The sequence below is a fragment of the Acinetobacter sp. 231_lipA genome, from assembly GCF_058243005.1.
In genome coordinates this window covers 1,751,627-1,776,458 of record NZ_JBZAYU010000001.1, presented here as the reverse complement: position 1 = coordinate 1,776,458, position 24,832 = coordinate 1,751,627, and the positions used below count along the sequence as shown (strand labels likewise).

22 protein-coding genes and 3 pseudogenes are annotated in these 24,832 nt (G+C 44.2%); 12 read left to right on the top strand and 13 right to left on the bottom strand.

Annotation, left to right across the window (positions count from 1 at the left end):
- Positions 1-21: 21 nt before the first annotated feature.
- The 3 genes from AC4CUX_RS08715 (at position 22) to thrC (ending at position 3,470) form a co-directional block, all read left to right on the top strand.
- Positions 22-831 carry a DsbC family protein gene (locus AC4CUX_RS08715; protein WP_004692830.1) on the top strand — a complete coding sequence of 270 codons (810 nt, stop codon included), beginning with the start codon at positions 22-24 and terminating at the stop codon, positions 829-831.
- A 129-nt stretch (positions 832-960) separates the two neighbouring features.
- Positions 961-2,265 (top strand): homoserine dehydrogenase, encoded by a 1,305-nt coding sequence (locus AC4CUX_RS08710; RefSeq protein ID WP_010325700.1) that lies wholly within the window; start codon positions 961-963, stop codon positions 2,263-2,265.
- A gap of 65 nt (positions 2,266-2,330) precedes the next feature.
- On the top strand, positions 2,331-3,470 hold the full coding sequence (gene thrC, locus AC4CUX_RS08705; RefSeq protein WP_348958318.1) for a threonine synthase: 1,140 nt from the start codon (positions 2,331-2,333) through the stop codon (positions 3,468-3,470).
- Between the two features lie 86 nt (positions 3,471-3,556).
- On the opposite strand, the gene AC4CUX_RS08700 is transcribed toward thrC, so the two are convergent.
- The gene (locus AC4CUX_RS08700) at positions 3,557-4,612 is read right to left on the bottom strand and encodes a serine hydrolase family protein (RefSeq protein ID WP_348958319.1); all 1,056 of its coding nucleotides are present in this window, start codon (positions 4,610-4,612) and stop codon (positions 3,557-3,559) included.
- A 215-nt stretch (positions 4,613-4,827) separates the two neighbouring features.
- Between AC4CUX_RS08700 and gacA the strand changes: the two genes are divergently transcribed.
- The 3 genes and pseudogenes from gacA to AC4CUX_RS08685 all read left to right on the top strand — a co-directional run.
- Positions 4,828-5,463: a response regulator transcription factor GacA gene (gacA, locus tag AC4CUX_RS08695; RefSeq protein ID WP_004692836.1), complete on the top strand. Its 636-nt coding sequence runs from the start codon at positions 4,828-4,830 to the stop codon at positions 5,461-5,463.
- A gap of 21 nt (positions 5,464-5,484) precedes the next feature.
- The gene (locus AC4CUX_RS08690; RefSeq protein WP_287166748.1) at positions 5,485-7,053 is read left to right on the top strand and encodes a sensor histidine kinase; all 1,569 of its coding nucleotides are present in this window, start codon (positions 5,485-5,487) and stop codon (positions 7,051-7,053) included.
- A 15-nt stretch (positions 7,054-7,068) separates the two neighbouring features.
- Positions 7,069-7,848, top strand: a pseudogene (locus tag AC4CUX_RS08685) (sigma-54-dependent transcriptional regulator); the annotation flags it as partial.
- A gap of 23 nt (positions 7,849-7,871) precedes the next feature.
- Here the strand turns inward: AC4CUX_RS08685 and AC4CUX_RS08680 are convergent.
- Positions 7,872-8,573, bottom strand: a complete 702-nt coding sequence (locus AC4CUX_RS08680) for an IS1 family transposase (protein ID WP_004282341.1) — start codon at positions 8,571-8,573, stop codon at positions 7,872-7,874.
- Positions 8,574-8,632: 59 nt separating this feature from the next.
- Here AC4CUX_RS08680 and AC4CUX_RS08675 point away from each other — a divergent pair.
- Positions 8,633-9,286 (top strand): annotated as a pseudogene (locus tag AC4CUX_RS08675) (AAA-type ATPase lid domain-containing protein); the annotation flags it as partial.
- Between the two features lie 4 nt (positions 9,287-9,290).
- On the opposite strand, the gene AC4CUX_RS08670 reads toward AC4CUX_RS08675, so the two are convergent.
- The 4 genes from AC4CUX_RS08670 to lptF form a co-directional block, all read right to left on the bottom strand.
- Entirely contained in the window at positions 9,291-10,466 is a 1,176-nt protein-coding gene (locus tag AC4CUX_RS08670) for a S41 family peptidase (RefSeq protein ID WP_004692840.1), read from the bottom strand.
- 18 nt (positions 10,467-10,484) lie between these two features.
- Positions 10,485-12,032 (bottom strand): 2,3-bisphosphoglycerate-independent phosphoglycerate mutase, encoded by a 1,548-nt coding sequence (gene gpmI / locus AC4CUX_RS08665; protein ID WP_287166747.1) that lies wholly within the window; start codon positions 12,030-12,032, stop codon positions 10,485-10,487.
- Positions 12,033-12,155: 123 nt separating this feature from the next.
- Positions 12,156-13,226, bottom strand: a complete 1,071-nt coding sequence (gene lptG / locus AC4CUX_RS08660) for an LPS export ABC transporter permease LptG (RefSeq protein WP_058868725.1) — start codon at positions 13,224-13,226, stop codon at positions 12,156-12,158.
- 2 nt (positions 13,227-13,228) lie between these two features.
- Entirely contained in the window at positions 13,229-14,329 is a 1,101-nt protein-coding gene (gene lptF / locus AC4CUX_RS08655; protein ID WP_287166745.1) for an LPS export ABC transporter permease LptF, read from the bottom strand.
- A gap of 158 nt (positions 14,330-14,487) precedes the next feature.
- On the opposite strand from lptF, the gene AC4CUX_RS08650 reads away from it, so the two are divergent.
- Genes AC4CUX_RS08650 through blhA form a run of 3 tightly spaced genes read left to right on the top strand, consistent with a single transcriptional unit; the run spans position 14,488 to position 17,003 of the window.
- Positions 14,488-15,936 (top strand): leucyl aminopeptidase, encoded by a 1,449-nt coding sequence (locus AC4CUX_RS08650; RefSeq protein ID WP_287166744.1) that lies wholly within the window; start codon positions 14,488-14,490, stop codon positions 15,934-15,936.
- Positions 15,929-16,336: a DNA polymerase III subunit chi gene (locus AC4CUX_RS08645; protein ID WP_078425943.1), complete on the top strand. Its 408-nt coding sequence runs from the start codon at positions 15,929-15,931 to the stop codon at positions 16,334-16,336. Before AC4CUX_RS08650 ends, AC4CUX_RS08645 begins: the two co-directional genes overlap by 8 nt.
- Positions 16,337-16,367: 31 nt before the next feature.
- Complete coding sequence (gene blhA / locus AC4CUX_RS08640) at positions 16,368-17,003, top strand: cell division protein BlhA (protein WP_004978568.1); 636 nt, start codon at positions 16,368-16,370, stop codon at positions 17,001-17,003.
- A gap of 82 nt (positions 17,004-17,085) precedes the next feature.
- Here the strand turns inward: blhA and AC4CUX_RS08635 are convergent, their stop codons facing one another.
- From AC4CUX_RS08635 to glnK, 7 genes are all read right to left on the bottom strand, one after another.
- Complete coding sequence (locus AC4CUX_RS08635) at positions 17,086-17,634, bottom strand: VTT domain-containing protein (RefSeq protein WP_004692848.1); 549 nt, start codon at positions 17,632-17,634, stop codon at positions 17,086-17,088.
- A 145-nt stretch (positions 17,635-17,779) separates the two neighbouring features.
- Positions 17,780-18,439, bottom strand: a complete 660-nt coding sequence (locus AC4CUX_RS08630; RefSeq protein WP_176536997.1) for a riboflavin synthase — start codon at positions 18,437-18,439, stop codon at positions 17,780-17,782.
- Between the two features lie 23 nt (positions 18,440-18,462).
- Positions 18,463-19,761, bottom strand: coding sequence for a DNA adenine methylase (locus AC4CUX_RS08625; protein ID WP_004692850.1), 1,299 nt, complete (start codon positions 19,759-19,761; stop codon positions 18,463-18,465).
- Positions 19,758-20,861 carry a bifunctional diaminohydroxyphosphoribosylaminopyrimidine deaminase/5-amino-6-(5-phosphoribosylamino)uracil reductase RibD gene (ribD, locus tag AC4CUX_RS08620; protein ID WP_287166743.1) on the bottom strand — a complete coding sequence of 368 codons (1,104 nt, stop codon included), beginning with the start codon at positions 20,859-20,861 and terminating at the stop codon, positions 19,758-19,760. Before ribD ends, AC4CUX_RS08625 begins: the two co-directional genes overlap by 4 nt.
- Before the next feature lie 14 nt (positions 20,862-20,875).
- On the bottom strand, positions 20,876-21,334 hold the full coding sequence (gene nrdR / locus AC4CUX_RS08615; RefSeq protein WP_004692852.1) for a transcriptional regulator NrdR: 459 nt from the start codon (positions 21,332-21,334) through the stop codon (positions 20,876-20,878).
- Between the two features lie 151 nt (positions 21,335-21,485).
- Positions 21,486-22,889 (bottom strand): ammonium transporter, encoded by a 1,404-nt coding sequence (locus AC4CUX_RS08610; RefSeq protein ID WP_010325684.1) that lies wholly within the window; start codon positions 22,887-22,889, stop codon positions 21,486-21,488.
- Between the two features lie 59 nt (positions 22,890-22,948).
- Positions 22,949-23,287, bottom strand: coding sequence for a P-II family nitrogen regulator (glnK, locus tag AC4CUX_RS08605; RefSeq protein WP_004281042.1), 339 nt, complete (start codon positions 23,285-23,287; stop codon positions 22,949-22,951).
- Between the two features lie 275 nt (positions 23,288-23,562).
- Here glnK and AC4CUX_RS08600 point away from each other — a divergent pair, with 275 nt between their 5' ends.
- Both AC4CUX_RS08600 and AC4CUX_RS08595 read left to right on the top strand, forming a co-directional pair.
- A complete protein-coding gene (locus tag AC4CUX_RS08600) occupies positions 23,563-23,790 on the top strand; it encodes an accessory factor UbiK family protein (RefSeq protein ID WP_004692854.1) in 228 nt (75 codons plus the stop codon).
- A 65-nt stretch (positions 23,791-23,855) separates the two neighbouring features.
- Positions 23,856-24,755, top strand: a pseudogene (locus AC4CUX_RS08595) (YifB family Mg chelatase-like AAA ATPase); the annotation flags it as partial.
- Between the last annotated feature and the right edge of the window lie 77 nt (positions 24,756-24,832).

The following is a 24,832-nucleotide window of genomic DNA, read 5'->3' as shown; positions in this document are numbered from 1 at the left end:
TCAAAAGAAAAAGGGTTATCTATGTTATTTACCCGTAAACCATTGTTCATTGCCTGTGCCATTGCTTCAAGTGTTCTATTTACAGCATGTTCAAATAACACCGAAGAAAAAAAACAAGACTCTTTAACGGCAAGCGCGCCAGCCACAGGTGAAGCGTCAACTTTGACTGAACGTAATGCAAAGCAACGTTTAATTGACACTCTTCAAAAGCATTTCAAAACAGCCAATATCAATGCCAAAATCATCGATATCAAAACCACTGAAGTGCCAAACTTATTTTGGGTCAATCTTGAAGGGATGAGCTCGGTTTATACCACGGCAGATGGTAAATATATTATCCAAGGTGATGTGATTCGCTTGGGCGATAAAACCCTCCACAACGTCAGCGACAACCTGCAAGCTGAAGCCAACAAAAAACTTCTAGCTGGACTCAAAACTGAAGATCTGCTGGTTTATAAAGCCAAAGGCAAGACCAAACATGTGGTTTATGTCTTTACCGATGCCAGCTGCCCTTACTGCCATAAACTGCACGAACACATCCCTGAAATCACAGCTCAAGGCATTGAAGTGCGTTACATTGCATGGCCGCGTGGCGAACAGTTCATGCCAGCCATGGAAAGTGTGTGGTGTAGCGCAGACCGTCAAGCTGCCTTTGATCAAGCGATTTCAGGTGCTCAACTTCCACCGGCGACCTGTAAAAACCCAGTGCGAGATCAATACCAGTTGGGTCTGAACATGGGCGTAAATGGGACACCTGCGATCTACAATGAAGATGGTGAATATCTCGGTGGCTATTTGGCCCCAAGTGAATTATTAAATCGCCTTAAATAACTAATTTTTATTTGTTATTTAACTAATATTTATAGTTGAACATAAAATGATTTCTTTCCTAGAGTCTCACAGTTTTTTTAGCTATGATCTAGGCTTGGTTCAATATATATAAGTAAATTGGAGTGTGACGTGAAACCAGTTCGTCTGGCAATCCTCGGTCTTGGTACTGTGGGTGGTGGTGCCCTTAAACTACTAAAAGAAAATGCTGCTGAGATTAAACGTCGCACCGGTCGTGAAATTCAAATTACCTATGTCGGCACACGCCGCCCTCGTCCAGACTTAGATTTAGGCGATGAGGTCAAGCAAAGTGCTGACTTACTCGACATTGTGCGTCAGCCTGATGTCGATGTTGTGGTTGAAGTGATGGGTGGCATCCATCCTGCATATGAAGTGATTAAAGAAGCCATTTTGCATGGCAAACAAGTCGTCACCGCGAACAAAGCTTTACTTGCTGAACATGGTAATGAGCTGTTCAAACTGGCGGATGACAATGCCGTGCAAATCGCCTATGAAGCTGCGGTTGCAGGGGGCATTCCCATCATTAAAGTGATGCGCGAAGGTCTAGCGGCAAACAAGATTAATTGGTTAGCGGGTATCATCAATGGTACAGGCAACTTTATTCTGACTGAAATGCGTGAAAAAGGTCGTGCCTTTGCCGACGTATTAAAAGAAGCACAAGAACTGGGTTATGCCGAAGCTGATCCAACTTTTGATGTCGAAGGCATTGATGCTGCACATAAACTCACGATTTTAGCATCGTGTGCTTTTGGTATTCCGCTACAGTTTGACAAAGTCTATACCGAAGGCATCAGTAAAATCACAGCACAAGATGTGAAGTATGCTGAAGAGCTGGGTTTCCGTATTAAGCACTTGGGGATTGCGCGTCGCGCAGCGAATGGCATCGAACTTCGTGTTCACCCAACCTTGATCCCTGCGGAAGAACTGATTGCCAATGTCAACGGTGTTAAAAATGCCGTCTTGGTACAAGCTCATGCTGTCGGCCCAACCTTGTATTACGGTGCGGGTGCAGGCGCAGGTCCAACGGCGTCTGCGGTCGTTGCAGATGTCATTGATATCGTCCGTGATATATCTTATACCGAAGATGGCGCTGGAACAATTCCACAATTGGCCTTCGAAGCACTGACCAATGTGCCAATTTTAAGCCGTGAAGAAATGACCACCGGTTATTACATCCGGATTAATGCAGAAGATCAAACTGGCGTCTTGGCGGATGTGACCACGATTCTCAGTCGTGCAGGCATCAGTATCGATGCCATCATGCAACAACCACGCTTAAAAGACCTTATTCCAATCGTGATTTTGACTGATCCAGTCGTTGAATCAAAAATGGACGAGGCACTTGCTCAAATTCAAGCCTTACCCGTCATTCATGGCGAAATCGTGCGAATTCGTTTAGAATCGCTTGATAATTAATCGGGTTGAGGAAAAGAACGCTCTTCTCTTCCTCACCAAGCTCTACACACAATTGGAACATCATCATGTCGAATGCCAATCGTTATACTGGTTTAGTTGACCGTTATCGCGACCGTTTACCAGTGTCTGCAACTACTCGCGCTATTTCTTTAGGTGAAGGTAATACGCCACTGATTAAACTCGAGAACATTCCACGTTTAATTGGCAAAAATGTTGAAATTTATGTGAAGTACGAGGGCTTAAACCCGACTGGTTCATTTAAAGACCGTGGTATGACCATGGCGGTTACTAAAGCCGTTGAAGAAGGCTCAAAAGCGATTATCTGTGCCTCTACAGGTAATACCTCAGCTGCGGCTGCGGCTTATGCAGCACGCGCAGGCATCAAAGCGTTTGTGTTAATCCCAGAAGGCAAAATTGCCATGGGTAAAATGGCGCAGGCGATGATGTATGGTGCCATCACCATGCAAATCCGCGGTAACTTCGATGACGGTATGCGTCTGGTCAAAGAAATTGCCGACAAAGCCCCTGTAACCATCGTAAACTCAATCAACCCATACCGTTTGCAGGGTCAAAAAACCATTGCTTACGAAATCGTAGATGAGTTAGGCCGTGCACCAGATTACCACTGCTTACCCGTGGGTAACGCAGGGAACATTACTGCACACTGGATGGGTTATACCGAAGCCGTTGCCAACCAACCTGCAGATCAATTTGAGCAAGTGATTTACGACTCTGAAACAGATCAGTTCACAGGTCCAAAGCCTGAAGGTTTACCAACCATGGTTGGTTACCAAGCAGCAGGTGCTGCGCCATTCTTACGTGGTGCACCAGTTGAAAACCCTGAAACAGTTGCAACGGCTATCCGCATTGGTAATCCACAAAGCTGGAACCATGCTAAAGCGGTGGTTCGTGATTCTCAAGGTTGGTTCGATGAGCTAACTGATGCTGAAATTCTAGAAGCACAGCGTTTGCTTTCAATGTATGAAGGTGTCTTTGTAGAACCTGCTTCTGCAGCGTCGATCGGCGGTGCAATCCGTGACATCAAAGCAGGTAAAATTGCGGAAGGTTCTGTGATTGTCTGTACGGTGACAGGTAATGGTCTAAAAGACCCTGATACTGCGATCAAACAGTGTTCTGATGCGGTCATGCTGTCAATCGATGCAACTTTAGAACAAGTTCGCGATTCAATTCTTTCAAACATGTAATTGAGAGAAGACAAAAAAAGCCCTGCATATGCAGGGCTTTTTTATGACTCAATTTTTGTTGTTGAGTGAACAAAAACAAAGTCGGGTTAAATACGTTTTGGTAATTGGCTTGCCCAGTTCATTAGGCGCGTTGCATCATTGGTACGTGCTGCAGAGGAGTCCGCGCCCAATAACACCACTACTGCTGGACGGTTATTTAAAGTGGTATGCATCACCACACAACGACCGGCTTCATTAATGAAACCTGTTTTTGAAATATTAATATTCCAGCCACCGTTACGAACTAAGGCATTGGTATTATTTGATTTTAATACACGATAACCCAAGTTAAAATCATAGCTTGCTGTGGTTGAGAACTGACGAATCAGACCATATTGTGATGCGGCATTGACTAAAATACCCAAGTCACGTGCTGAAGCGATATTACCTGGATGTAAACCTGTAGATTCCATATAATGGGTTGAAGTCATACCCAAGGATTTTGCTTTGGCATTCATCGCCGAAACAAAGGCTGAGCGACCACCCGGATACGTCCGTGCAAGCGCTGATGCTGCTGGGTTTTCTGACTTCATTAATGCAAATAACAATGCTTCTGCACGGTTCATACTGTCCCCTGCACGCAGTGACGAGCTTGAACTTTTACAACCCGAACAGGAAAAGTCCGCTTGCTGTAAAGTAATGTTTTCAGACATATTTAAACGCGCATCTGAAATCACCACCGCCGTCATCAGCTTAGTAATCGAAGCAATTGGCAGCGCGGTATTACTGTTTTTACTGTACAGCACTTCACCTGTATTGCCATCCATCACCAATGCTGCACGAGCATTGACACTGGGTTGGTTTGAATATTTAGAGGTATCGAAAATTTGTACCGTTTTTGAGGTGCTGTTGTTCGTCACCACACCATTGGAACTGCGAATACTGGTGGTGACTTTTGTTGAACCCTGAGGAGCGTACTCTTCAGGATCTTCCATTAGATCATCATTCAGAAGCTGTTCTGCATCTGCAGCAGACCAGCTCATGCTTGCTTGGCTAGGCCCCGAGCTCGGGTTCATCACCAAGTCTGCAAAGCTATGGGTACTGACCGTCATTGCAATCGACCATCCCAATAGATGCATTAAAAATTTATTTGATTTTTTCACTTTTCTTCACTCAACTTCATAACCCATAAGATACATTTGCGTATTCACGCCAATATGCCTTACATTTGTACACAATGCGAACAGCATTGCCGTCGACAGCGTGCATATCTTTTCAAATAAGCCTAAGAATAGGATTGCTAATTTTGTCGTTTCATTGCAAGCTTATTTTGCTTTATGTAACAAAAAATATGGTTTTTATAGTGAGGAAGAGCTAGGTGATCACAGTTTTAGTGGTAGATGACCATGAGTTAGTACGTACAGGGATTTGTCGAATGCTCGAGGACCATGCCGATGTTCAAGTTATTGGCCAAGCTGAATCTGGTGAAGAAGCAATTAATCTCGTCCGTCAACATCACCCAAATGTGGTTCTGTTAGATGTCAACATGCCAGGTATTGGTGGAGTTGAAACCACACGCCGCTTACTGCAAACCGCACCCGAGACCAAAGTACTGGCAGTCAGTGGTCTAGCTGAAGAACCTTATCCTTCCCTGTTACTCAAAGCTGGCGCCAAAGGCTACATTACAAAGGGTGCACCTGTGACCGAAATGGTACGTGCCATTAATAAAGTGATGCAAGGCGGCAAATATTTCAGCGCTGATATTGCTGAACAACTGGCCAGTTCTTATCTATCGGATACACAAACCTCGCCTTTTGATGCTCTGTCTGAACGTGAAATGCAGGTGGCGATGATGGTCGTGAATTGCATTAGTGCACAGGAAATTTCTGACAAGCTTTTTGTGAGCGTAAAAACGGTCAATACTTACCGTTACCGAATTTTTGAAAAGCTCAACATCGACAGTGATGTGAAGCTGACTCACCTTGCTATTCGTTATGGCTTAATCAAACCCTGATGCAAGCTGACTAACACCCGCATGCTGCAATACTCAACCAATATTCAGTTAAATCAATACCGTCTAGGTGTTTGGTATGCGTCTTATCGACTGTTTATTGGCTGTTGTTTGTTGCTGGTTTATCTGCTGACCTATGAGCAGTTGTTTTCAAATTATCAATATCCAGTATTGTATCGTTCTGTCCTGATTGGCTTTATTTTTATCAGTGCCTTTCAGCTATTGAGCCTCAAGCATGTGCGCAAGCGCATATCACTTCAGCTCACCTTGTTGTTTATTGTCGATGTCATTAGTCTCAGTTTACTCACTTTCGCCACCGATGGTCCAAACTTACAGTTAAGCTTATTGTTTGTGATCACGATCTTTGCCGCTTGTGTATTGGTCGATAAACAAAAAGCGCTCATCATTACCTTGATTGCTGTGATTACACTGGTTTATCAACACTTTATTGGAACGCTATTTTCAATTAGTTCATTGAATACCATTGGCAACAGTGCCGTGCTCGCCTTTTTGTTCTTTGTGGTTTATGGGTCTGGACAAATTGCAGTACGACGTTTTCAAGTCCTTGAAAATTTAAACTTCTATCAGTCCCAAGAACTGGACCAACTGCAAAACATTAACCGTTATATTTTAGAGCAAACCGAGCTCGGCTATTTGGTTCTCGATGAAAACTGCCACATGGTGCTGAGTAATCCTGCAGCCTGTGCATTATTGGGTATCTCCCCGATTTATGCTCACGATAAATATCCTTTGTACAAAGCACAGCCTGATTTATTTGAACTCCTCAAATTCGACCAACTGAAGAATGGAGAAAAATTCCAATTTACATCCCAGCTGAGTCGCTTTCAAATTCAGATCGAAATTCAAAAACTACAAGTACCGAATCAGACACTCACCTTATTCGTCCTGCAAGATGCACAAAAAATTAATCAACGTGTACAACAACTCAAACTGGCTGCACTGGGTCAACTTTCTGCCAGCATTGCACATGAAATCCGCAATCCACTGGCAGCCATCACGCAAGCCAATGAATTAATGCAACTTAACGACCCACAACAAGAACTGTTGCATAACATGATTGCCAAACAAGCCTCACGGATTGATAAAATTATTGGCGATACACTGAACATGGCACGCAGTAAAGAAACCTATCCGACCTTGATTGATGTCGCCGCTTTTTTAGAACGTTTTATCGTTGAAGATTTGCCCGATGTCAAAGATCAAATTGATTACCGCATTTCCGATCAAGCTCAGATTCAGTTTGATGAACAACAACTGAGGCAAGTGCTGATCAACCTGATTCGAAACGCCATTCGGCATAATGCAGCTGAAGCTGAGCACATTCAAATTCGTGTCTATAGCTACAAAAACCTCGTCCATATTGAGGTCTGCGATTTTGGTGAAGGGGTCGCCACTCAGGATCAAACCGCCCTGTTTCAACCGTTTTTTAGTACCTCAATCAATGGAACTGGGTTAGGATTATATTTATCCCATAGTTTCTGCGAAGCCAACCAAGCTAAGCTATACTATGTAGAACAAAAAATAGGGGCATGCTTTCGGATTGAATGCCCCCGTATAAACAATGACGTGTAATTTTTGGGGTTAAACGTGGAAAAAAAACCACTTGTTTTATTGGTGGATGACGAACAAGACTTATGTACACTGATGCAAATGTCTTTAAGTCGGATGGGGATTGATACACATATTGCCTATCGCTTACAAGAGGCGGTTCAAGCCCTGAAAACGCATCAATATGATGCCTGTCTAACCGATCTGAATTTACCCGATGGTAATGGTCTGAGCTTGGTCGATTTTATTGCTCAAAATTATCCTAATTTGCCTGTTGCAGTGCTGACTGCTTACGGCAATATGGATATTGCGATTGCAGCACTTAAAGCTGGTGCTTTTGATTTTGTCAGTAAACCAATCAACCAAAAACATTTAGAGCAACTTTTACAAAAAGCCTTTAATCAGCCCATCAGTCAGCTGCATATCCAAGAAGATACGCTTGAACATCGTCTGCTGATTGGTCAGTCCCTTCCTATTCAACAGCTACGCATAACCTTAAAGAAAATTGCACGCTCGCAAGCCCCTGTCTGTATTACGGGTGAATCAGGCACTGGCAAAGAAGTGGTGGCTAATCTGGTACATCGCCTGAGCAATCGCAATGAAGGGCCATTTATTGCCATTAACTGCGGTGCCATACCGACCGAACTGATGGAAAGTGAATTGTTTGGACACCGTAAAGGCAGCTTCACAGGGGCCACTCAAGACAAACAAGGGCTGATTCTCTCTGCACATGGCGGCAGTTTATTTTTAGATGAAATTGCCGAGTTACCGCTCACTATGCAGGTGAAACTGCTGCGCGCGGTACAAGAAAAACGGGTGGTGTTTCAAAAAGTATGCTGGCATTAAACGAATCCATTATTGATATAAAAGAACACTAAATCAAAGGCTTTGAAATGATTTTCAAGCTTTTTGGAGAAGTTGCAGCTTCTCCTAAAGCCTCGCCTGATTCGATGCCGTAATCGACAATTATTGCCTTCTATACCCACAGTGAAAAATTTACCAATCAACTGTTTGCATTCTTTAAAGGTCGTAACAAAGCTATCCCAATGGTCACTTGATATACATGTATAGCTTACACCTAACTGCTTCAATTTTAATTTAAGTCGTTTTGCAGTGGCTAAATCTCGGTTACCCCATACATAAGCAACAATTTCACCTGTTTCTCGATGATAGGCATAAATTAGCCATTGTTTATTTTGCTTATGACCAACAAAAGTCCAAAACTCATCTACTTCAAGGGTTTCATAATGACTTTGCTGTGCTCGAAGTTGATATTTTGATTGGCTAAGTGTCCGTAGAACTTTACCGATACTTACTCTTTCAATTTCTGCTATATCCCTGACACCACTGCCTCGCACCATGAGGTGTAATATTTTGGTTTTGATACCTGAGTGACAGCCTTGATAACTGAGAGCATGATCACCAATAAATTGACGTCTGCATATTTTACATTGGTAATTTTGCTTACCATCTACTTTTGTGCCATTTTTCTTTATACTGTCACTTAGGCAGGCTGGACACTTGATTTCTAGAGTTATTCGCATTTCTCTATTTTATCAAAATCCAACCTGCTTTTTTTCAGCATACTTTTTGAAACACCACCGAAAAACGCATTCGCCCAATTGGGAGTGACACGGAAATTGATGTCGATTTTCGTGTGATTAGTGCCAGCCATCAAGACCTAGAAGCACTGGTACAACAAGGCAAGTTCCGTCAGGATTTGTACTTCCGCATCCATGTCATGGACATTGTGCTGCCAGCCCTACGTGAGCGTGGCAATGACATTATTCTTTTAGCACAACATTTCATTCAGAAAATCTGCCAAGAATGGGACATCCCAGTCAAAGCATTGAGTGAACGTGCACGTGAATTTTTATTGGCCCAATATTATCCAGGCAATGTGCGTGAATTACGCAATATGATGGAACGTGCCATCACTTTAAGTGATGAAAGCAGTATCGACTTACCACACTTGCAAACAGCCCCACTGCGACCAATTGCTCAGACCAACTATGCCAATGCCACGCAACAAGGTACTGTTGGCAATGATCAACTCAGTCATATGCCTTCGCGTAAATTGCCCGAAGAGGGTTTAGAGCTGTATTTAGAAAAAATTGAAAAAGAAATTTTGATGAATGCGCTCAATCTTACCCACTGGAACCGAACACTGGCGGCTAAAAAGCTCGGCATGTCTTTCCGTTCTTTACGTTATCGCTTGAAGAAATTCGGGCTAGATGGCGAAGACGATTCCGTTTAAAGACTTAACGACGGTTAATTAGAATCTCTGCCACATGTTCAACATAGCTTTCGTCTTTGAGTTCATGTGGCATTGGATATACCTGATTTGGCGCAATTCCTACTCCTTCAATCATCCGACCACTTGGGGTGTAATAATGCGATACCGTCATTTGCAAAGCTGCACCATTCGATAACGGAAATAGTTTCTGTACCACGCCCTTACCATAACTTTTTTCACCAATCACCCACGCCCGTCCATGCTCCTTCAGCGCAGCGGTAAACACCTCCGCGGCCGATGCAGAGCGATCATTAATCAGAATCCCCACTTTTAAGTTTTGAAACTCTAGGCTTGGTAAAGCTTGGAACTGTTGATCCCCTTCAGAACGGCTTTGGGTTGAAACAATCACCCCTTGATTTAAGAATAAATCAGCAGATTCAACTGCGGCAGACAACAGCCCCCCGGGATTATTTCTGAGGTCAATCAAGACCGCTTTTAAACGCGAAGACTGATGTTCTTCAATCAGTTGCTGAATTTCATTGGCCGTATCCTGTTGAAACACCCGCACCTTGAGCACCAAAACTTGGTTATTCAACAGTTGCGCCTGAATATCGGTTTCAACCTTTTTGGTTCGGACTAAATTGATCGGCGTTGAATTGGCTTTTAACTGTAGGCTGATGGTACTACCAATTGCCCCACTGAGTAATTCATTGACTTGAGCATGGTTGAGCTTGCGTAGCTCTTGATCATCCACTTTAAAAACGGAGATCCCATTTTTTAAGCCCAGTTTGCTGGAATCTGAGTCAGGTTTTAATCCACGAATCAGCCATTGTTGTAAGCGAGAATCAAACTCTAAACTGAAGTCAACTGAAGCCAAATCCCCTTCGGTATATTGCACCAGTTGTTTATATTCTTGAGGAGATAAATAGCGAGAATAACGGTCTAAGCCACTGACTAAACCTTTAATGGCCTGTTGAAACAATGCTTCATCACTACGTTCAGCCACATAATTGTCTTTGACTAAACCGTAGATTTGCACAAATTGTTGAATTGATTCAATCGGAACCTCAACATAACCTTGTTCCAATTCATCATCAAAAGCGGGTGCTGCCGCAGTTTTTGCAACAGCCCCCATCGGGTGGATCAGACTCAGACCTAAAGCAATCACTACACCTATTGAAGTCCACGATGCTTTTGCCATTTACCCACCCAAATTGATTTATACGTCTAATGTAATTAAGTTACGACCTTGCATGTCTGCTGGAACAGGAAGATGCATCAAGCTTAACAAGGTTGGCGCGACATCGGCCAATACACCACCCTCCGCAATGGTTGCTTGGGTTGGGCCGACATAGATAAAAGGCACCAATTCTGTCGTATGCTGAGTATGCACCTGACCACTGTGATAATCCTGCATTTGTTCAACATTACCATGGTCAGCCGTAATTAACATATGGCCTTTTTGTGCCATCACCGCCTCATAGACACGGCCTAAGCATAAATCAACAGCTTCCACTGCTTTCACTGCAGCATTAAACACGCCCGTATGACCCACCATATCGCCGTTGGCATAGTTCACCACCAATAGATCAAACTCACCAGAGTTAATCGCAGCCACCAATTCATCGGTCACTTCATAGGCGCTCATTTCTGGCTTGAGGTCATAAGTAGCCACATTCGGTGACGGAATCAAAATACGTTTTTCACCTGGATATTCATCTTCACGACCACCACTGAAGAAGAATGTCACATGTGCATATTTCTCAGTTTCAGCAATACGTAATTGGGTTTTACCAAGGTCTGAAAGATATTCACCAATCGAGTTTTTTAATGCTTCAGGCATATACGCCACAGGTGCATCAATACTGGCTTGGTAGCGTGTCAACATCACAAACTTAGATAGGTTTGGTACGACTTTACGCGCAAAGCCTGCAAAATCTTTTTCAACAAACGCTTTGGTAATTTCACGCGCACGATCCGCACGGAAATTCATAAAGACGATGCTGTCACCGTCTTCAACTTTCACAGTATCGCCAATGCGTGTTGCTTTGACAAATTCATCAGATTCATCTGCGGCATAAGCCAATGCTAAACCTTCAACAGCTGTAGCTGCAGTACGTGTTGCTTCAGACTCTGTAAGTAAACGATAGGCTTGTTCCACACGGTCCCAACGGTTATCTCGATCCATCGCAAAATAACGACCAATCAGACTCACAATACGACCTTGATTTGGATATTGAGCAAACAATGCATCTAATTTTTCTAAAGAAGGCTGTGCACTACGTGGCGGGGTATCACGACCATCTAAGAAGGCATGGAGATACACGGTTGCACCGCGTTTTAACGCAAGTTCAGCCATGGCAACAATGTGGTCTTCGTGTGAATGCACCCCACCTTCAGACAATAGCCCCATGATGTGCAACGCACCACCCGCTGCTTTGGCTTTCTCAACAGCATCAACCAAAACTTCATGCTCGAAAAAAGCACCCGTACGAATGTCTTTGGTGATTCGGGTAAAGTCTTGATAGAGCACACGCCCTGCGCCCAAGTTCATATGACCCACTTCAGAGTTGCCCATTTGGCCATCTGGCAGACCCACATCTTCACCAGAACCTGAAATTAAGCTATGCGGATGCTTTGCTTCAATCGCTGTTAAATTCGGTCGATTCGCTGCTAAAAATGCATTGTCTTCGATCGCTTCACGGTGTCCCACACCATCCATAATGACCAGTACGTGAGGGATTTTGCCAGCAGTTGCATCCGCCATAATAAGCACTCTTTTTTTGTCTACAAATTCATCGCTCTATCTTACCGAATTTTCGGTCAAGACTCTATGCAGGCATGATGGTTTAACACCATCATCCGCATTGTTTTCTTCAATATCGTACAGTTATCGCGCACGTTGTAATAAATAACCACCTGCGACAAACATCAGTAAAATCGGCACAAAAACAAACCATGCGGGTGAAGGTGAATAAACCAAACTTGCATAACCCAAGAAGTCTTGCAGGTAAAAGAAACCTAAGCCTGTAAACAGTGCAATGACTAAACGAAAGCCCATCGATTGTTGGCGCAGTGGGCCAAAAATAAAGGAACAAGCAATCAACACCAAAGCAATTAAGGCAAATGGAGACGCCACTTTTTGCCAAAAAGCCAACTGATAAGTTTTAGGCACTTGGCTGTATTCATGCATATAGCTCATGAAACTAACCAATTGACTTGGTGAAAGGTCTTCAGGGTCAATCGTCACCATGTGTACATATTTCGGCTGCAGTGCCAATGCCAAAGGCGTTTCAGCGGCCTTTTGTGCCGTGGCGTTACCTGTCGGTAGTAAATCAACTTGGGCCGTATTTTCTAAGATCCAATGACCATCTTGCACAAACTGACCTTGCTCAGCATTTAAAACGCCTTTTAAACGAGCATTATTGTCAAAGTCGACCACTTGCACATTTTTCAGCTGACCTTGAGAGTTGGCATAATCGACATAAATAAAACGCTGCCCTTCTCGTGTCCAGTAACCACGTACTTCACCGAGCTCAGCCGCTGTTCGATGGCTTTTCACACCTTTGGCTTGCTCATTGGTATATGGAATCACCCATTCACTTAAAGCGAATGACAGTACCACCAAAATTAAAGCCGAACGAATCACCCAACCAACAATCCGCCAGAGACTCACCCCCACCGAGCGCATCACAATCAGCTCACTGTTTGAAGCCAAAGTGCCGAGGCCCAGTACCGAGCCAATTAACGCGGCAATCGGTAGAATCTCATAGAGATATTGCGGTGCTCCCCACAGTACATAACGTAAAGCATCCCAAGCACCATAACCTTCTTTAAGGGAGCCTAGCTCACCCAAATAGGTAAACAAAATTTGTAAGACTGATAAAATAGCGGTAGCACCCAGCATCGCCATCGCGGTGGTTTTGGTCACATGTTTTGCGACTATACGACGTGCGAACATGATTAAGACCCCGCTCGTTGTAATGTTTTCTTAATTTTCGGGGCCAGCTTTTGTTTACGCGAAAACAAAGCCGCTGCTATCGCATAGATCACCAAGATCAATGGATAAGCCCAAATCCCCATTTCTTCTTTACTGACTCGGGTTTTAATGGCCATCAAAGCCACGATTAAACTGGCAAAAATAAGCAATGCAGGGAACAGCTTTAAGTAACGGCCTTGGCGTGGACTCACTTCAGATAACGCCACAGCGAGGAGCAACGCCACTACAATGGCAAACGGTACAAAAATACGCCAGCCCAACTCACTCGCCACAACAGGATCATTACGATTATCCCAAAGTTTCATGGTGGACAATGCTTCAACATCAGCACTTTCAAACTTCGCTTCTTTATCATTTTCTAAACGTAGGCGATAAGACTGAAACTCGGCTTGGCTATAACGTGGCTGTCCCGGATAAATTTCATAACGGCGACCTTGCACCAAATCCACCACATTGGCAGGATCATTTTCAATTTCAACCCGCGTGGCTTCTTTGGCCAAAATCATGACATCGGGCTTACCTTCTGCTTCAGCGCGTTGATAGAAGAAGATGTCTTTGAGGTTCTTACGGTCTTCGGATAAGTCACCCGCATAAATGGTATAAGGCCCCGATGAAATAAACTCTTTGGGTCGAACCAAATCAAAACCAGTACGCACCGCCTGACTGGTGGTGAGCTGCTCAAACTGACGAACACCCCACGGCGCCATCCAAAGCATCAGCACGGCTTGAACGGCAAGAAACACCACGGTCATAGGAATCAGCAGTCGCCCCAATTGGTTACGACTGACGCCACTACCATTGAGTACTGCCATTTCATGATCGACATACAGACGACCAAAAACCAGCATCAGCCCAATAAAAAAGCCTAGAGGAAGAATCAGCGTTAAAAATTCAGGCAAACGATAGCCAATAATGCTAAATAAAATACCTGCATCTAAGCGACCCTGCGCGGCTACGCCAAAATACTTGATCAAACGACCGCCCATCATGATCAAGGTCAATAAGGCGATCACAACCAAGGATGTCGACACCACTTGTTTGACCAGATAACGCCGAATAATCAAATTAATTCTTCCAAAAATAGGTGAATAAAAACTAGCGCTAGTTTACCCGAATAGTGAAAATATAAAACCTGTACTCTTGTTGCACTTTGCAACTCTATTCATGTTAATGTTTCAGTGGTTTAATCATTTTCAAACTTTATAAGGCTTAAATAAAACTTATGAAACTCTCTATTAATACGTCATTCACAGAGAATACGTCTAGCCAATTTTTGTTGATATTAGTAGATTCTGAAAACACGCAACACCTTGCAAATGCTTATCAAATTAATGATTTAAACAACTTAATTGAAGCGACTCAGTTTAAAGCCGCGTTCAATGAAACCTTGAGCCTCATTGGTCAAATTCCAACAAGCCCCAATGCAGCCTTGGTGGGTGTCGGGAAAGCAGCTGAATTACAAGCAGCAAAGCTGGTGAAAATTGCTCAAACCATTATCAAAGCTTCACAAAAAAAATTCAAACACATCAGCCTTGACCTTTCAGCCCTTCCAGCTGAACTCCATTATTTATTTGCCCTCAGTTTGACGCAAGCCGCATATGCTTTTGATGAATTCAAATCGAAAAAAGCAGACAACGTGCTTGAACAGATCAGCCTGATTGCTGCTGAGTCGCCGCTGAATGCTGCGCAACTTAAATTGATTGAAGCCGTGCAATCTGGTCAAAGCTTTGCTCGTGACTTAGGCAACCGTCCAGGCAATATCTGCTTCCCTGAATATTTGGCAGAGCAAGCCTTAGAACTGGCAGCCCAATATCCTGACCTACTCCGTGTTAATGTCCTTGATGAGCAGCAAATGGCTGATCTGGGCATGCATTCCTTCCTTGCGGTGAGCAAAGGTTCAGACCGCCCAGGCCGTATTATTACCCTTGAGTATCAAGCTGAACGTTCTGAAGCCCCAGTGGTCTTGGTCGGTAAAGGAATCACCTTTGATACAGGTGGCATTTCATTGAAACCGGGCGCTGGTATGGATGAAATGAAATATGACATGTGTGGTGCAGCATCGGTTCTAGGGACACTCCGTGCTCTATGTGAATCACGTTTAGCCATTCATGTCGTAGGTACGATTGCTGCAGCTGAAAATATGCCGTCAGGCAAAGCTACACGTCCGGGTGACATCGTGAGCACCATGAGCGGTCAAACCGTTGAAATTTTAAATACCGATGCAGAAGGTCGTTTGGTGCTGTGCGATACATTGACCTATGTAAAACGCTTTAACCCTGAACTGGTCATTGATATTGCAACCTTAACAGGTGCCTGTGTCGTGGCACTCGGTTCAGTCTTAACGGGTATGTTTACCCCAGATGACAAACTGGCGGCCGAACTGTCTGAAGCAGGTCAAAATAGCTTTGACCGCGTCTGGCGCATGCCTGTGATTGATGACTATCAAGAACAGTTAGACTCTCCATTTGCAGATATTGCCAACATTGGCGGGCCTAAAGCTGGTGCCGTAACTGCAGCGTGCTTCTTGCAACGTTTCACCCGTGATTACCGCTGGGCGCATTTGGACATCGCAGGTACAGCATGGAACTCGGGTGCCAATAAAGGGGCAACCGGTCGCCCAGTACCCTTATTGATGCAATTCTTAGCTCATCGTGCGCAGTCTAATGGCTAATATTAGCTTTTATCTGTTTGAACAAAGTCCTGAACGACAAGTCGAAAGTGCTTGTCGTTTATGTCGTAAAATCTTGCGTCAGCCAGAGCGAATCTGGTTGTATGCAAGCGACACTGAACTACAACAGCAACTAGATGAACGTTTGTGGAGTTTTGATGACACGAGCTTTATTCCGCATGGCATTGATCAAATCGATGCGCGTATTTGTATCTCAGCCCAACTGCCTGAGCAATCTGACTGGATTGTGTTCAATTTTAACGATCAAGCTCTTGAACAGTTCGAAAAATTTAGCCACATTATAGAAATTATTGAAAATAACGAATCGGCCAAACAACAAGGTCGTGAAAAATTTAAACAATATAGACGTCTCGGAGTTGAAGCTCGAACCTTCAAGCTTTAAATGATTCCCCGTCTAAATAAGGAGATGCGTAGTGGCATTGAATGTTGGTCCAGATTTTAAACAGCGCTGGTTAAATGTACCTGATGCTGTTCGTCAGGCCTTTATTGATGACCTGAGTCGCGTCTGCGATGTACTCAAACCTGAAACAGGTTTGCACAGTTGGATTGAACAAGATCAACGTGCTCAAGCTGTCTCGACCCAACGAATTGAACAAGCGTATGCTGATCTGAAAGCACAGCTGATTGAAGAAGCGCGGATTCGTAAACAACAAGCATTAGAAAAATCACTGGCAGACAAACGCGCAGCACAGGAAGCTTATGCGGAGAGCCTCAAAAAAGATGAAATCCGTCAGTTCAATGAGCAAACCCAAGCTTTAAATGTGATGCGTCAAAGTGTCGATCAGGAAATTTCGAGTTACACCGCACGCTATGAGAAAACGCCTGAACAAGCTCTGGACTATGCCAAAGGTAAATTTGGTATTGATGACTCACAAATTTTGTCTGAGTTAGAAAGTGTCCGTTTACGTTTAGAGCTTGAAGCGGAAACCTTAATTGAAGAGTCCGTCGCCAGCTACCGCAGTAAGCTGCAAGCCGCGGCTCAAGAAGAAATTGACTATATTTTGAAAAATTCAGACTTTTCTGATGAAGTGGTATCCAACTCTGCCTAACTGGCCTTGGCTTCCACTTAAACTCACTTCGGTGAGTTTTTTTATGCACCCTTGTTTTGCTCGGCTGATGTGGTCTGTGATCTCAAACCAACACATCAACCATAAACGATAAGGTATTGCCCACACCATAACCAATCGCCAACAAACTACCAATCCAAATCAGGCCACCGGTCACGTTGTACCACATAAAAGTCGCCAAGCTCATATGCCCTGCGCCCGCAGCAAAAGGCGCGAAAGAACGTACAAAAGGAATAAAACGTGCCACTAAAATGGTTTTACCACCATGCTTTAAGAAATATTGATTGGTCTTCATCATATATTCGGGTTTCAGCCAACGCGAATGCTGATGGGCAAATTTAAAGCCCAGCTTCTGACCGGTATAATAATTGACGATATAACCCAATACCGCAGCAATCATCATCAAAATACCCATGGTGTGGATATGGATTAAATCCGAGCTAGAACATAGGGCACCAATGGCAATCAGTAAACTGTCACCCGGCAAAAAGAACATAAAAACGAAACCGGTTTCTGCAAAAATAATCAGAAAAAGAATCGCATAAATCCAAAGGCCGTATTCTGCAAGCAGTACGGGCAATAATTGTTCTAGATGGAGAAAAAAATCAATCATTGTCACCGATCCGTGCAATGAACTGCGTACTATCTTTCATCATACTCAATTGCTTACCTATTCATTTCAAAAGAAAAACTCCCTCATTTTGGGCAAATAGGGAGCTCATCTTTTGTCTATTCTTGCTGCAATCTAAACGATTTTTCTATTTCAAGAAACCATTTTGTGCCAAAAAGTCTAAACTAATTTTAGATTGTGGGGGAGTTTCCGCAGCTTTGTCACCCATCATCAGACGTTCAATGTAGCGTGCTAACACATCCACTTCAAGGTTCACTTGACTGCCTGCCTTCCACGTTCCAATGTTGGTTCGTTCAGCCGTATGCGGAATTAAATTGAGGCTTAAAATACGCCCACGCAAATGATTAATGGTTAAACTGATCCCATCGACCGTGATCGAGCCTTTTTCTGCCAAGTAACGTGCAATCTCGGCTGGCGCAGTCACTTCAAAATAAAGCGAGCGTGCATCTTCACGCACAACGGTGATTTCACCCACAGCATCGACATGACCTGACACAATGTGTCCACCAAAACGTGTAGTGGGCAACATCGCCTTTTCCACATTGACACGTTGGCCAACTTTCCAGTGGGTCAGTGTGGTTCGGTTCAAACTTTCACGTGAGACATCGGCAGCATACCAGTGCTCACCCCAGTCAATCACTGTGAGGCAAATGCCATTGGTGGCAATCGAGTCACCCAAATGTACATCTGACATATCAAGATCCGTACCAATGCGCAACCGCACATCGCCACCGACATTTTGTACGCTTTCAACTGTGCCTAGACTTTCAATGATCCCTGTAAACATGTCTTATTTCTACCTCTATATTTTTACCACAGCGCCAACTGTGTCGTGACCCCAGATGTATCGACTCCACCCAATTCGGCATAATGGTACAACTGCCCCAGTAGCTGACGAATTGGCGGACCTGACTTGGCATGGGTATCGGTGATCACAATAAACTCTAACACACGCGCACGCTCAGACTGACGCTGTTTACTCACGCGATAACGCGGTACATCCTGCGTTAATAAAGTCACGCGACCTCGCTCCAAATTGGCTTTGAGCAAGTCCCCTGCTTCAATATTACCATCGGTTGAATAACTGGTCAGAATGTAACGTGCATTGATGGTAGAAAGTAATTTTTCATATGCCTCTTTGGCATACTTTGACGAGTTATAAGGACTCGGACGCTCTTTACGCCACGCACGGTCAATTCCGCTTTTAAAACCTTTGGTGTCTGGTGTCGGCAAATCCACCTGATCCCATAAGGTTAAAGCATTTAAGACATGATAATTACTACTGTAAGCATGCTGGTTATAGGGTGGATCTAGATAGGCTACATCGACCTCAAAACTACTCATTTGGTTTGCCAAATGCTGCGCATCGACACACCACATTTCAGCCATCGGGTTCTTTTGCTTATTATCACCCACTTCACTAAAGCGACTTGGGGTCAACCACAGCAAGGATTCAATCCGTTCTAACGCTGTTTGGGTTTTACCCCCCCAGCCGTGGTGGAAGCTCTTAAAGACGCCGGAAGTATTGCTGACAAAACTGGCTGAATACAGCAGCGGTGCCAATAAAGCAGACATCTCCACATCATCGATTGCCCCTTGTGCCTGCCATGTGGCAATTTGCTGACGAATCGCATCGATACGCATGCCGTTGCGACGTTTGAAGAACAAACGATCTCGGCTTGGATCATAGATCTCATCATTTCGCGGACACAAATTATGTGTCACCCAGCCCTTAACTTCAGGCAAGCGGTTTAAATAATCAATGGCTTTTTGATAACCACCCAACTCTTTAAATGCAGGCGCTTCGGTACAAGCCAAGATGGCATGGTTCAACGCATGGCTATACGGTTCCCAGTCATTGGCAATCACGCGATAACCATTTTGACGCGCCAAACGCGAGACCACGCCCGAACCTGCAAAGAAGTCAGCAAAAATAGGCGCACGACCATCTGCACGGTTTAAAGTCCCTGTACTCTCGAGTGCCTCTAAAATCAGATGCAACAGACGGCGCTTATTCCCCAAATAAGGAACAAGTTGATGAAATAGATATTCATCGGTGGTACGTGCCGCGTGACGACGTTTATGATAAACCGTAGACTCTGAACTCATAATGACTCTTGAGAAGGGATAAGCGTTAAGCGCACATCATCACCCAATTGTGTGACATCCATGAGCTTAAAGCGGAGTTGCTCTGCCATCTGAGAAAACTCAGCATTGAACATTGCACGTGCAGACTGACCCAATAAGGTCGGTGCTACATAACTAATCATTTCATCGACCAACTTCTCTTGTAAAAAAGCCGTCGATAACGTTGCACCTGCTTCAACCATGACATCGTAAATTTGATGCGATTGAACCAACTGCTTTAATAACTGATCTAAAGACTGTACAGCAAACTGTAGCACGCCTAAATCAGCCAATGCTTGACGATAAGGCCCCATCACCATCACGGTGTCAGGCTGCTGTAAAATTTGAGCCGTCAGAGGCAATCGGCCTTGACGGTCTAACACCAGACGTTTTGGTTGTACAACTGTTGTCAGATCCGTAACACGCTGAAGCTGTCTGACATTGAGCTGAGGATCATCGGCCAGTATAGTTTCAATCCCAGTGATCACGACGCCAGAAATGGCACGAAAATGCTGAACATCTAAACGTGCGTCTGAGCCTGTAATCCATTTTGACTCACCCGAAGCCATCGCCGTTCGACCATCTAAACTAGAAGCAACTTTTAAACGCACATAAGGCATACCTGTAGCCATGGCTTTTAAAAAGCCCGCATTCAACTGATGCGCTTCGGCTTGGCAAATACCAACATCGACCTCAATGCCTGCTTCTTTTAAAATTTGTACCCCTTTACCAGCCACCAAGGGGTTGGGGTCTGGACAGGCAATCACAACACGTGCCACACCTGCCTCGACCAAACCTTTGGCACACGGCGGTGTACGCCCATAATGCGCACAAGGTTCTAAAGTGACATAAGCCGTTGCGCCTTGGGTCTGTTCGCCCGCTTCGCGCATCGCAAAAACTTCTGCATGGGGCTGACCCGCTTTAGGGTGATAACCCGTCCCTAGCAACTGCCCATCTTTGACAATGACACAGCCTACATTTGGATTTGGCTTGGTGCTGTATTGACCTTGTAGTGCTAAAGCAATCGCTTGTTTCATCCAAGCTTGGTCGGCGTGTAAAGCACTAGACTGTAATTCAGACATGGATGCCAACTCGCTTAATGTTCACGTTGTTGCATTTGTTCAATTTGGTGGCGAAAGGCATCCACATCCTGAAAGTCTTGATAGACCGATGCAAAACGTACATACGCAACATGATCCAACGAAAATAAAGATTGCATAACAATTTCACCAATGGTGCGTGATTTCACATCACGCTCACCTAAACGGCGGATTTGCAGCTGAATATCGCTCAAGACAGTTTCAATTTGCTCTTGCGTCACGGGACGTTTTTGTAAAGCATGCATCAAGGAACGACGCAATTTTGCTTCATCAAAAGGTTCACTTTTTCCATCCGACTTGATCACACGAGGCATGACCACTTCATAACTTTCAAAGGTTGTGAATCGTTCACCACAACTAATACATTCACGACGACGACGAATTTGACAACCTTCAGCGGCCAAACGTGAGTCGATCACTTTACTGTCTTCAGCGTTGCAAAATGGACAATGCATAGTGGTTAAATTGAACAAATTTGAATGGTTTTAGAGTGTAGCAAAAATTCGGTGTTTTGTAGAGCTTTACGCTAGATATAGAAAAAAAACAGCCCTTTCGGGCTGTTTCACACAATATATTGATTATACTGTTTATTTATTATTCTATTGATTAGTCCACACGTTCGCCATGTTGACTCAAGTCTAGACCCATACGTTCATCATCAGATTCAACGCGAATTCCAATCACTAGATCAATCACTTTTAAGATAATGAAGGTTAATACTGCTGAGTATGCGATCGTTGCCAATACCCCTTCAACTTGAACCCAAAGTTGATGCATCACATCACTTGGCGCTTTGTCGCCCATGATGAAATCGCTGGCAAAGAATGCCGTTAAGATTGCACCGACAATACCACCCACACCATGTAAACCAAACGCATCTAAAGAGTCGTCGGCTTTTAAGGCACGTTTCAATGCACTGATACCCCAGAAGCACACCACACCACCGATTAAACCCATCGCCAGTGCACCGCCGACAGTCACAAAGCCTGCTGCTGGTGTAATCACTACCAGACCAGCAACCGCACCAGATGCAGCACCGAGTACTGAACCTTTACCACGTGCAACTTTTTCAGTAATTAACCAAGAGATTGCCGCTGCTGCTGCTGCTACTTGCGTCACGAGCAATGCATAACCTGCTGAGCCGTTTGCGCCCAATGCAGAACCACCGTTGAAACCAAACCAACCAACCCACAGTAAGCTTGCACCCACAACGGTTAATGCCAAGTTGTGTGGAGCCATTGATTCACGGCCTAAGCCCATACGTTTGCCCAGCATATATGCAGCAACCAAACCTGCCACACCTGAGTTGATGTGTACAACGGTACCGCCAGCAAAGTCGAGTGCACCATCATTTGCTAACCAGCCACCGCCCCATACCCAGTGAGTAATTGGTGCATAAACCACGACTACCCAAATCGAGATGAAAGCGATAAATGCGCCGAATTTCATCCGTTCTGCAATTGAACCACTAATAATGGCAACCGTAATGATGGCAAAGGTCATTTGGAAAATAACGAATAGAACTTCAGGAATCGTCCCTGTGAGTGCATCTGTGGTAATCCCAGTCAGCATAAACTTATCTAAGCCACCGATAAAGGCATTGCCCTCACCAAAGGCCAATGTATAACCAATGATGACCCATGCAATACTCACCACTGCCGCAGCAACAAAGCTATGTGCCATGGTGCTTAAGACATTTTTCTTACGAACCATACCGCCGTAGAATAACGCTAAACCTGGAATGGTCATTAATAAAACCAGTGCTGTGGAGACTAAAATCCACGCCGTATCACCTGTATCTAATGTTGGTTCTTCTTCTGCAGGTGCGGGTGCTTCTACTGGAGCAGCAACGGCTTCAACCGCTTGTACCGCTGGAGCAGCCACATCCGTTGTTTCAACCACTGTGACTTGTTCTGATGGAGTTGGCGCTGTTGCTGCTTCTTCAGCCCAAGCAACAGAACCACCTAAAAGTGCGCCAGATAAGCTCAGCGCGAATAGCATCTTTTTCATTCGTATCCCCCAACCTAATTTGTGCGAGTTATGTGTTACTCAGCAAACTTCATGCCAAATTAAACGGCATCGGCACCTGTTTCACCTGTACGGATACGGATGACTTGCTCTAAATTTGTGACGAAAATTTTACCGTCGCCAATTTTTCCTGTACTAGCCACACGTGTGATTGACTCAATCACCGCGTCGACCATTTCATCACTGATCGCGATTTCGATTTTTACTTTTGGTAAGAAATCAACAACATATTCAGCGCCACGATAAAGTTCAGTATGACCTTTTTGACGACCAAAGCCTTTGACTTCAGTTACCGTGATCCCTTGAACACCAATTTCAGACAGTGCTTCACGCACATCATCCAATTTAAACGGTTTTACAATTGCAGTTACGAGCTTCATGTTTGTTTTCCTTCGGCTTATTTCACCAGTAAGGTTTTATGTTCAAATTTCATGCCAAAAATTCTTAGGTTGGGGGGAAAAGAAAGTCTGACATGAGTTTTCTTTATACCCTATTCTATACATTTAAATGCGTTTTGAGCTTCAAAATTCAGGTTTTTTAGTCGAAGATTTATGATTTTTTTACAATCGATGAAATCATATTTCATCTGAAAGGCTATAGAGTCAGAAGCAGCAATGGTACACTGCTGTCACTTCTCCAACTGTTGGATATAGAAATGATTGAAACTTTATTACAAGCCATACTGGAACAAGTCGAACAACCTAAACAAGACTTAGAACATAATTTACGCGCACTGCTGAATGAAGCGGTGACCAAGATGGATTTGGTTTCCAAAGATGAAATTGAGCGTCAACGTACTGCACTGAATAATGCCAATTTGCGTTTAAATGACTTATTGAAACAAGTGGAAGCTTTAGAGTTACGCATTCAGAACAAAAAATGAGCACCTGTTTGGTGCAACAAAAGACGCATAACGAATTAAAATAATGCACTATAATGGAACAAAAGATGTCTTTTGCCAAAATTTACACTCGAGCTTTGCTCGGTTTACACGCACCTTCGGTTGAAGTTGAAGTTCATCTGAGCCAAGGACTACCCTCTTTAACCATTGTGGGGCTTCCTGAAGCAGCCGTTCGGGAAAGTAAAGATCGGGTACGCTCCGCCATTATCAATAGTGGCTTTCAGTTTCCGACTAAACGCCTCACTATCAACCTTGCGCCCGCAGATCTGCCCAAAGACAGCTCACGACTGGATTTGCCTATTGCACTGGGTATTTTAATTGCCTCTGGTCAGCTCCCTGAGCAAGGGACTGACAATTTTGAATTTATAGGTGAGTTGGCACTTGATGGGCAACTGCGACCAATTTCAGGTACTTTAAGTATTGCGATTGCCTGCCAGCAAGCTGGACATCAACTGATTTTACCTGAGGCCAATGCGCAAGAAGCCTCTCAACTGCCCAATTTTCAAGTATTTGCAGCGCAACATTTAAAACAAGTCTGTGAGCATCTGTCGCAAAACCATCTCATCCAACAGTTTCAACCCACGGCGCTAAAAGCCTCCCAACATTACAAATTTGATTTGGCCGATGTTAAAGGTCAACTACGTCCGAGACGTGCCTTAGAGATTGCGGCAGCAGGTGGTCATTCTTTGCTATTTAAAGGACCGCCAGGAACAGGGAAAACCCTATTGGCTTCACGTTTAGCCAGTATTTTACCGCCCTTGAACACGCAAGAGAATTTGGAAGTGGCGAGTATTTACTCGGTGGCCAATCATCAACATCCTTTTGGACAGCGGCCATTTCGTGCACCGCACCATACAGCTTCTGCAGTTGCCCTAGTCGGTGGCGGGTCACAACCCAAACCCGGTGAAATTACTTTGGCACATAAAGGCGTGCTGTTTTTAGATGAGCCTCAAGTTTCCCTAAATTAGAATTATCATCAAAATATAAAAAAGCTATTTTAATGAAAAACTTAATTACATATCTA

Excerpts from the sequence above, each read along its gene's own strand:
- AC4CUX_RS08680 (WP_004282341.1), bottom strand. The coding sequence starts at position 8,573 with ATGCGAATAACTCTAGAAATCAAGTGTCCAGCCTGCCTAAGTGACAGT.
- AC4CUX_RS08670 (WP_004692840.1), bottom strand. The coding sequence starts at position 10,466 with ATGGCAAAAGCATCGTGGACTTCAATAGGTGTAGTGATTGCTTTAGGT.
- AC4CUX_RS08650 (WP_287166744.1), top strand. The coding sequence starts at position 14,488 with ATGAAACTCTCTATTAATACGTCATTCACAGAGAATACGTCTAGCCAA.
- AC4CUX_RS08630 (WP_176536997.1), bottom strand. The coding sequence starts at position 18,439 with ATGTTTACAGGGATCATTGAAAGTCTAGGCACAGTTGAAAGCGTACAA.
- nrdR (WP_004692852.1), bottom strand. The coding sequence starts at position 21,334 with ATGCATTGTCCATTTTGCAACGCTGAAGACAGTAAAGTGATCGACTCA.
- AC4CUX_RS08645 (WP_078425943.1), top strand. The coding sequence starts at position 15,929 with ATGGCTAATATTAGCTTTTATCTGTTTGAACAAAGTCCTGAACGACAA.
- AC4CUX_RS08625 (WP_004692850.1), bottom strand. The coding sequence starts at position 19,761 with ATGAGTTCAGAGTCTACGGTTTATCATAAACGTCGTCACGCGGCACGT.
- AC4CUX_RS08690 (WP_287166748.1), top strand. The coding sequence starts at position 5,485 with ATGCTGCAATACTCAACCAATATTCAGTTAAATCAATACCGTCTAGGT.
- lptG (WP_058868725.1), bottom strand. The coding sequence starts at position 13,226 with ATGTTCGCACGTCGTATAGTCGCAAAACATGTGACCAAAACCACCGCG.
- thrC (WP_348958318.1), top strand. The coding sequence starts at position 2,331 with ATGTCGAATGCCAATCGTTATACTGGTTTAGTTGACCGTTATCGCGAC.
- gpmI (WP_287166747.1), bottom strand. The coding sequence starts at position 12,032 with ATGGCGGATGCAACTGCTGGCAAAATCCCTCACGTACTGGTCATTATG.
- ribD (WP_287166743.1), bottom strand. The coding sequence starts at position 20,861 with ATGTCTGAATTACAGTCTAGTGCTTTACACGCCGACCAAGCTTGGATG.
- AC4CUX_RS08635 (WP_004692848.1), bottom strand. The coding sequence starts at position 17,634 with ATGATTGATTTTTTTCTCCATCTAGAACAATTATTGCCCGTACTGCTT.
- glnK (WP_004281042.1), bottom strand. The coding sequence starts at position 23,287 with ATGAAGCTCGTAACTGCAATTGTAAAACCGTTTAAATTGGATGATGTG.
- AC4CUX_RS08610 (WP_010325684.1), bottom strand. The coding sequence starts at position 22,889 with ATGAAAAAGATGCTATTCGCGCTGAGCTTATCTGGCGCACTTTTAGGT.
- AC4CUX_RS08715 (WP_004692830.1), top strand. The coding sequence starts at position 22 with ATGTTATTTACCCGTAAACCATTGTTCATTGCCTGTGCCATTGCTTCA.
- AC4CUX_RS08600 (WP_004692854.1), top strand. The coding sequence starts at position 23,563 with ATGATTGAAACTTTATTACAAGCCATACTGGAACAAGTCGAACAACCT.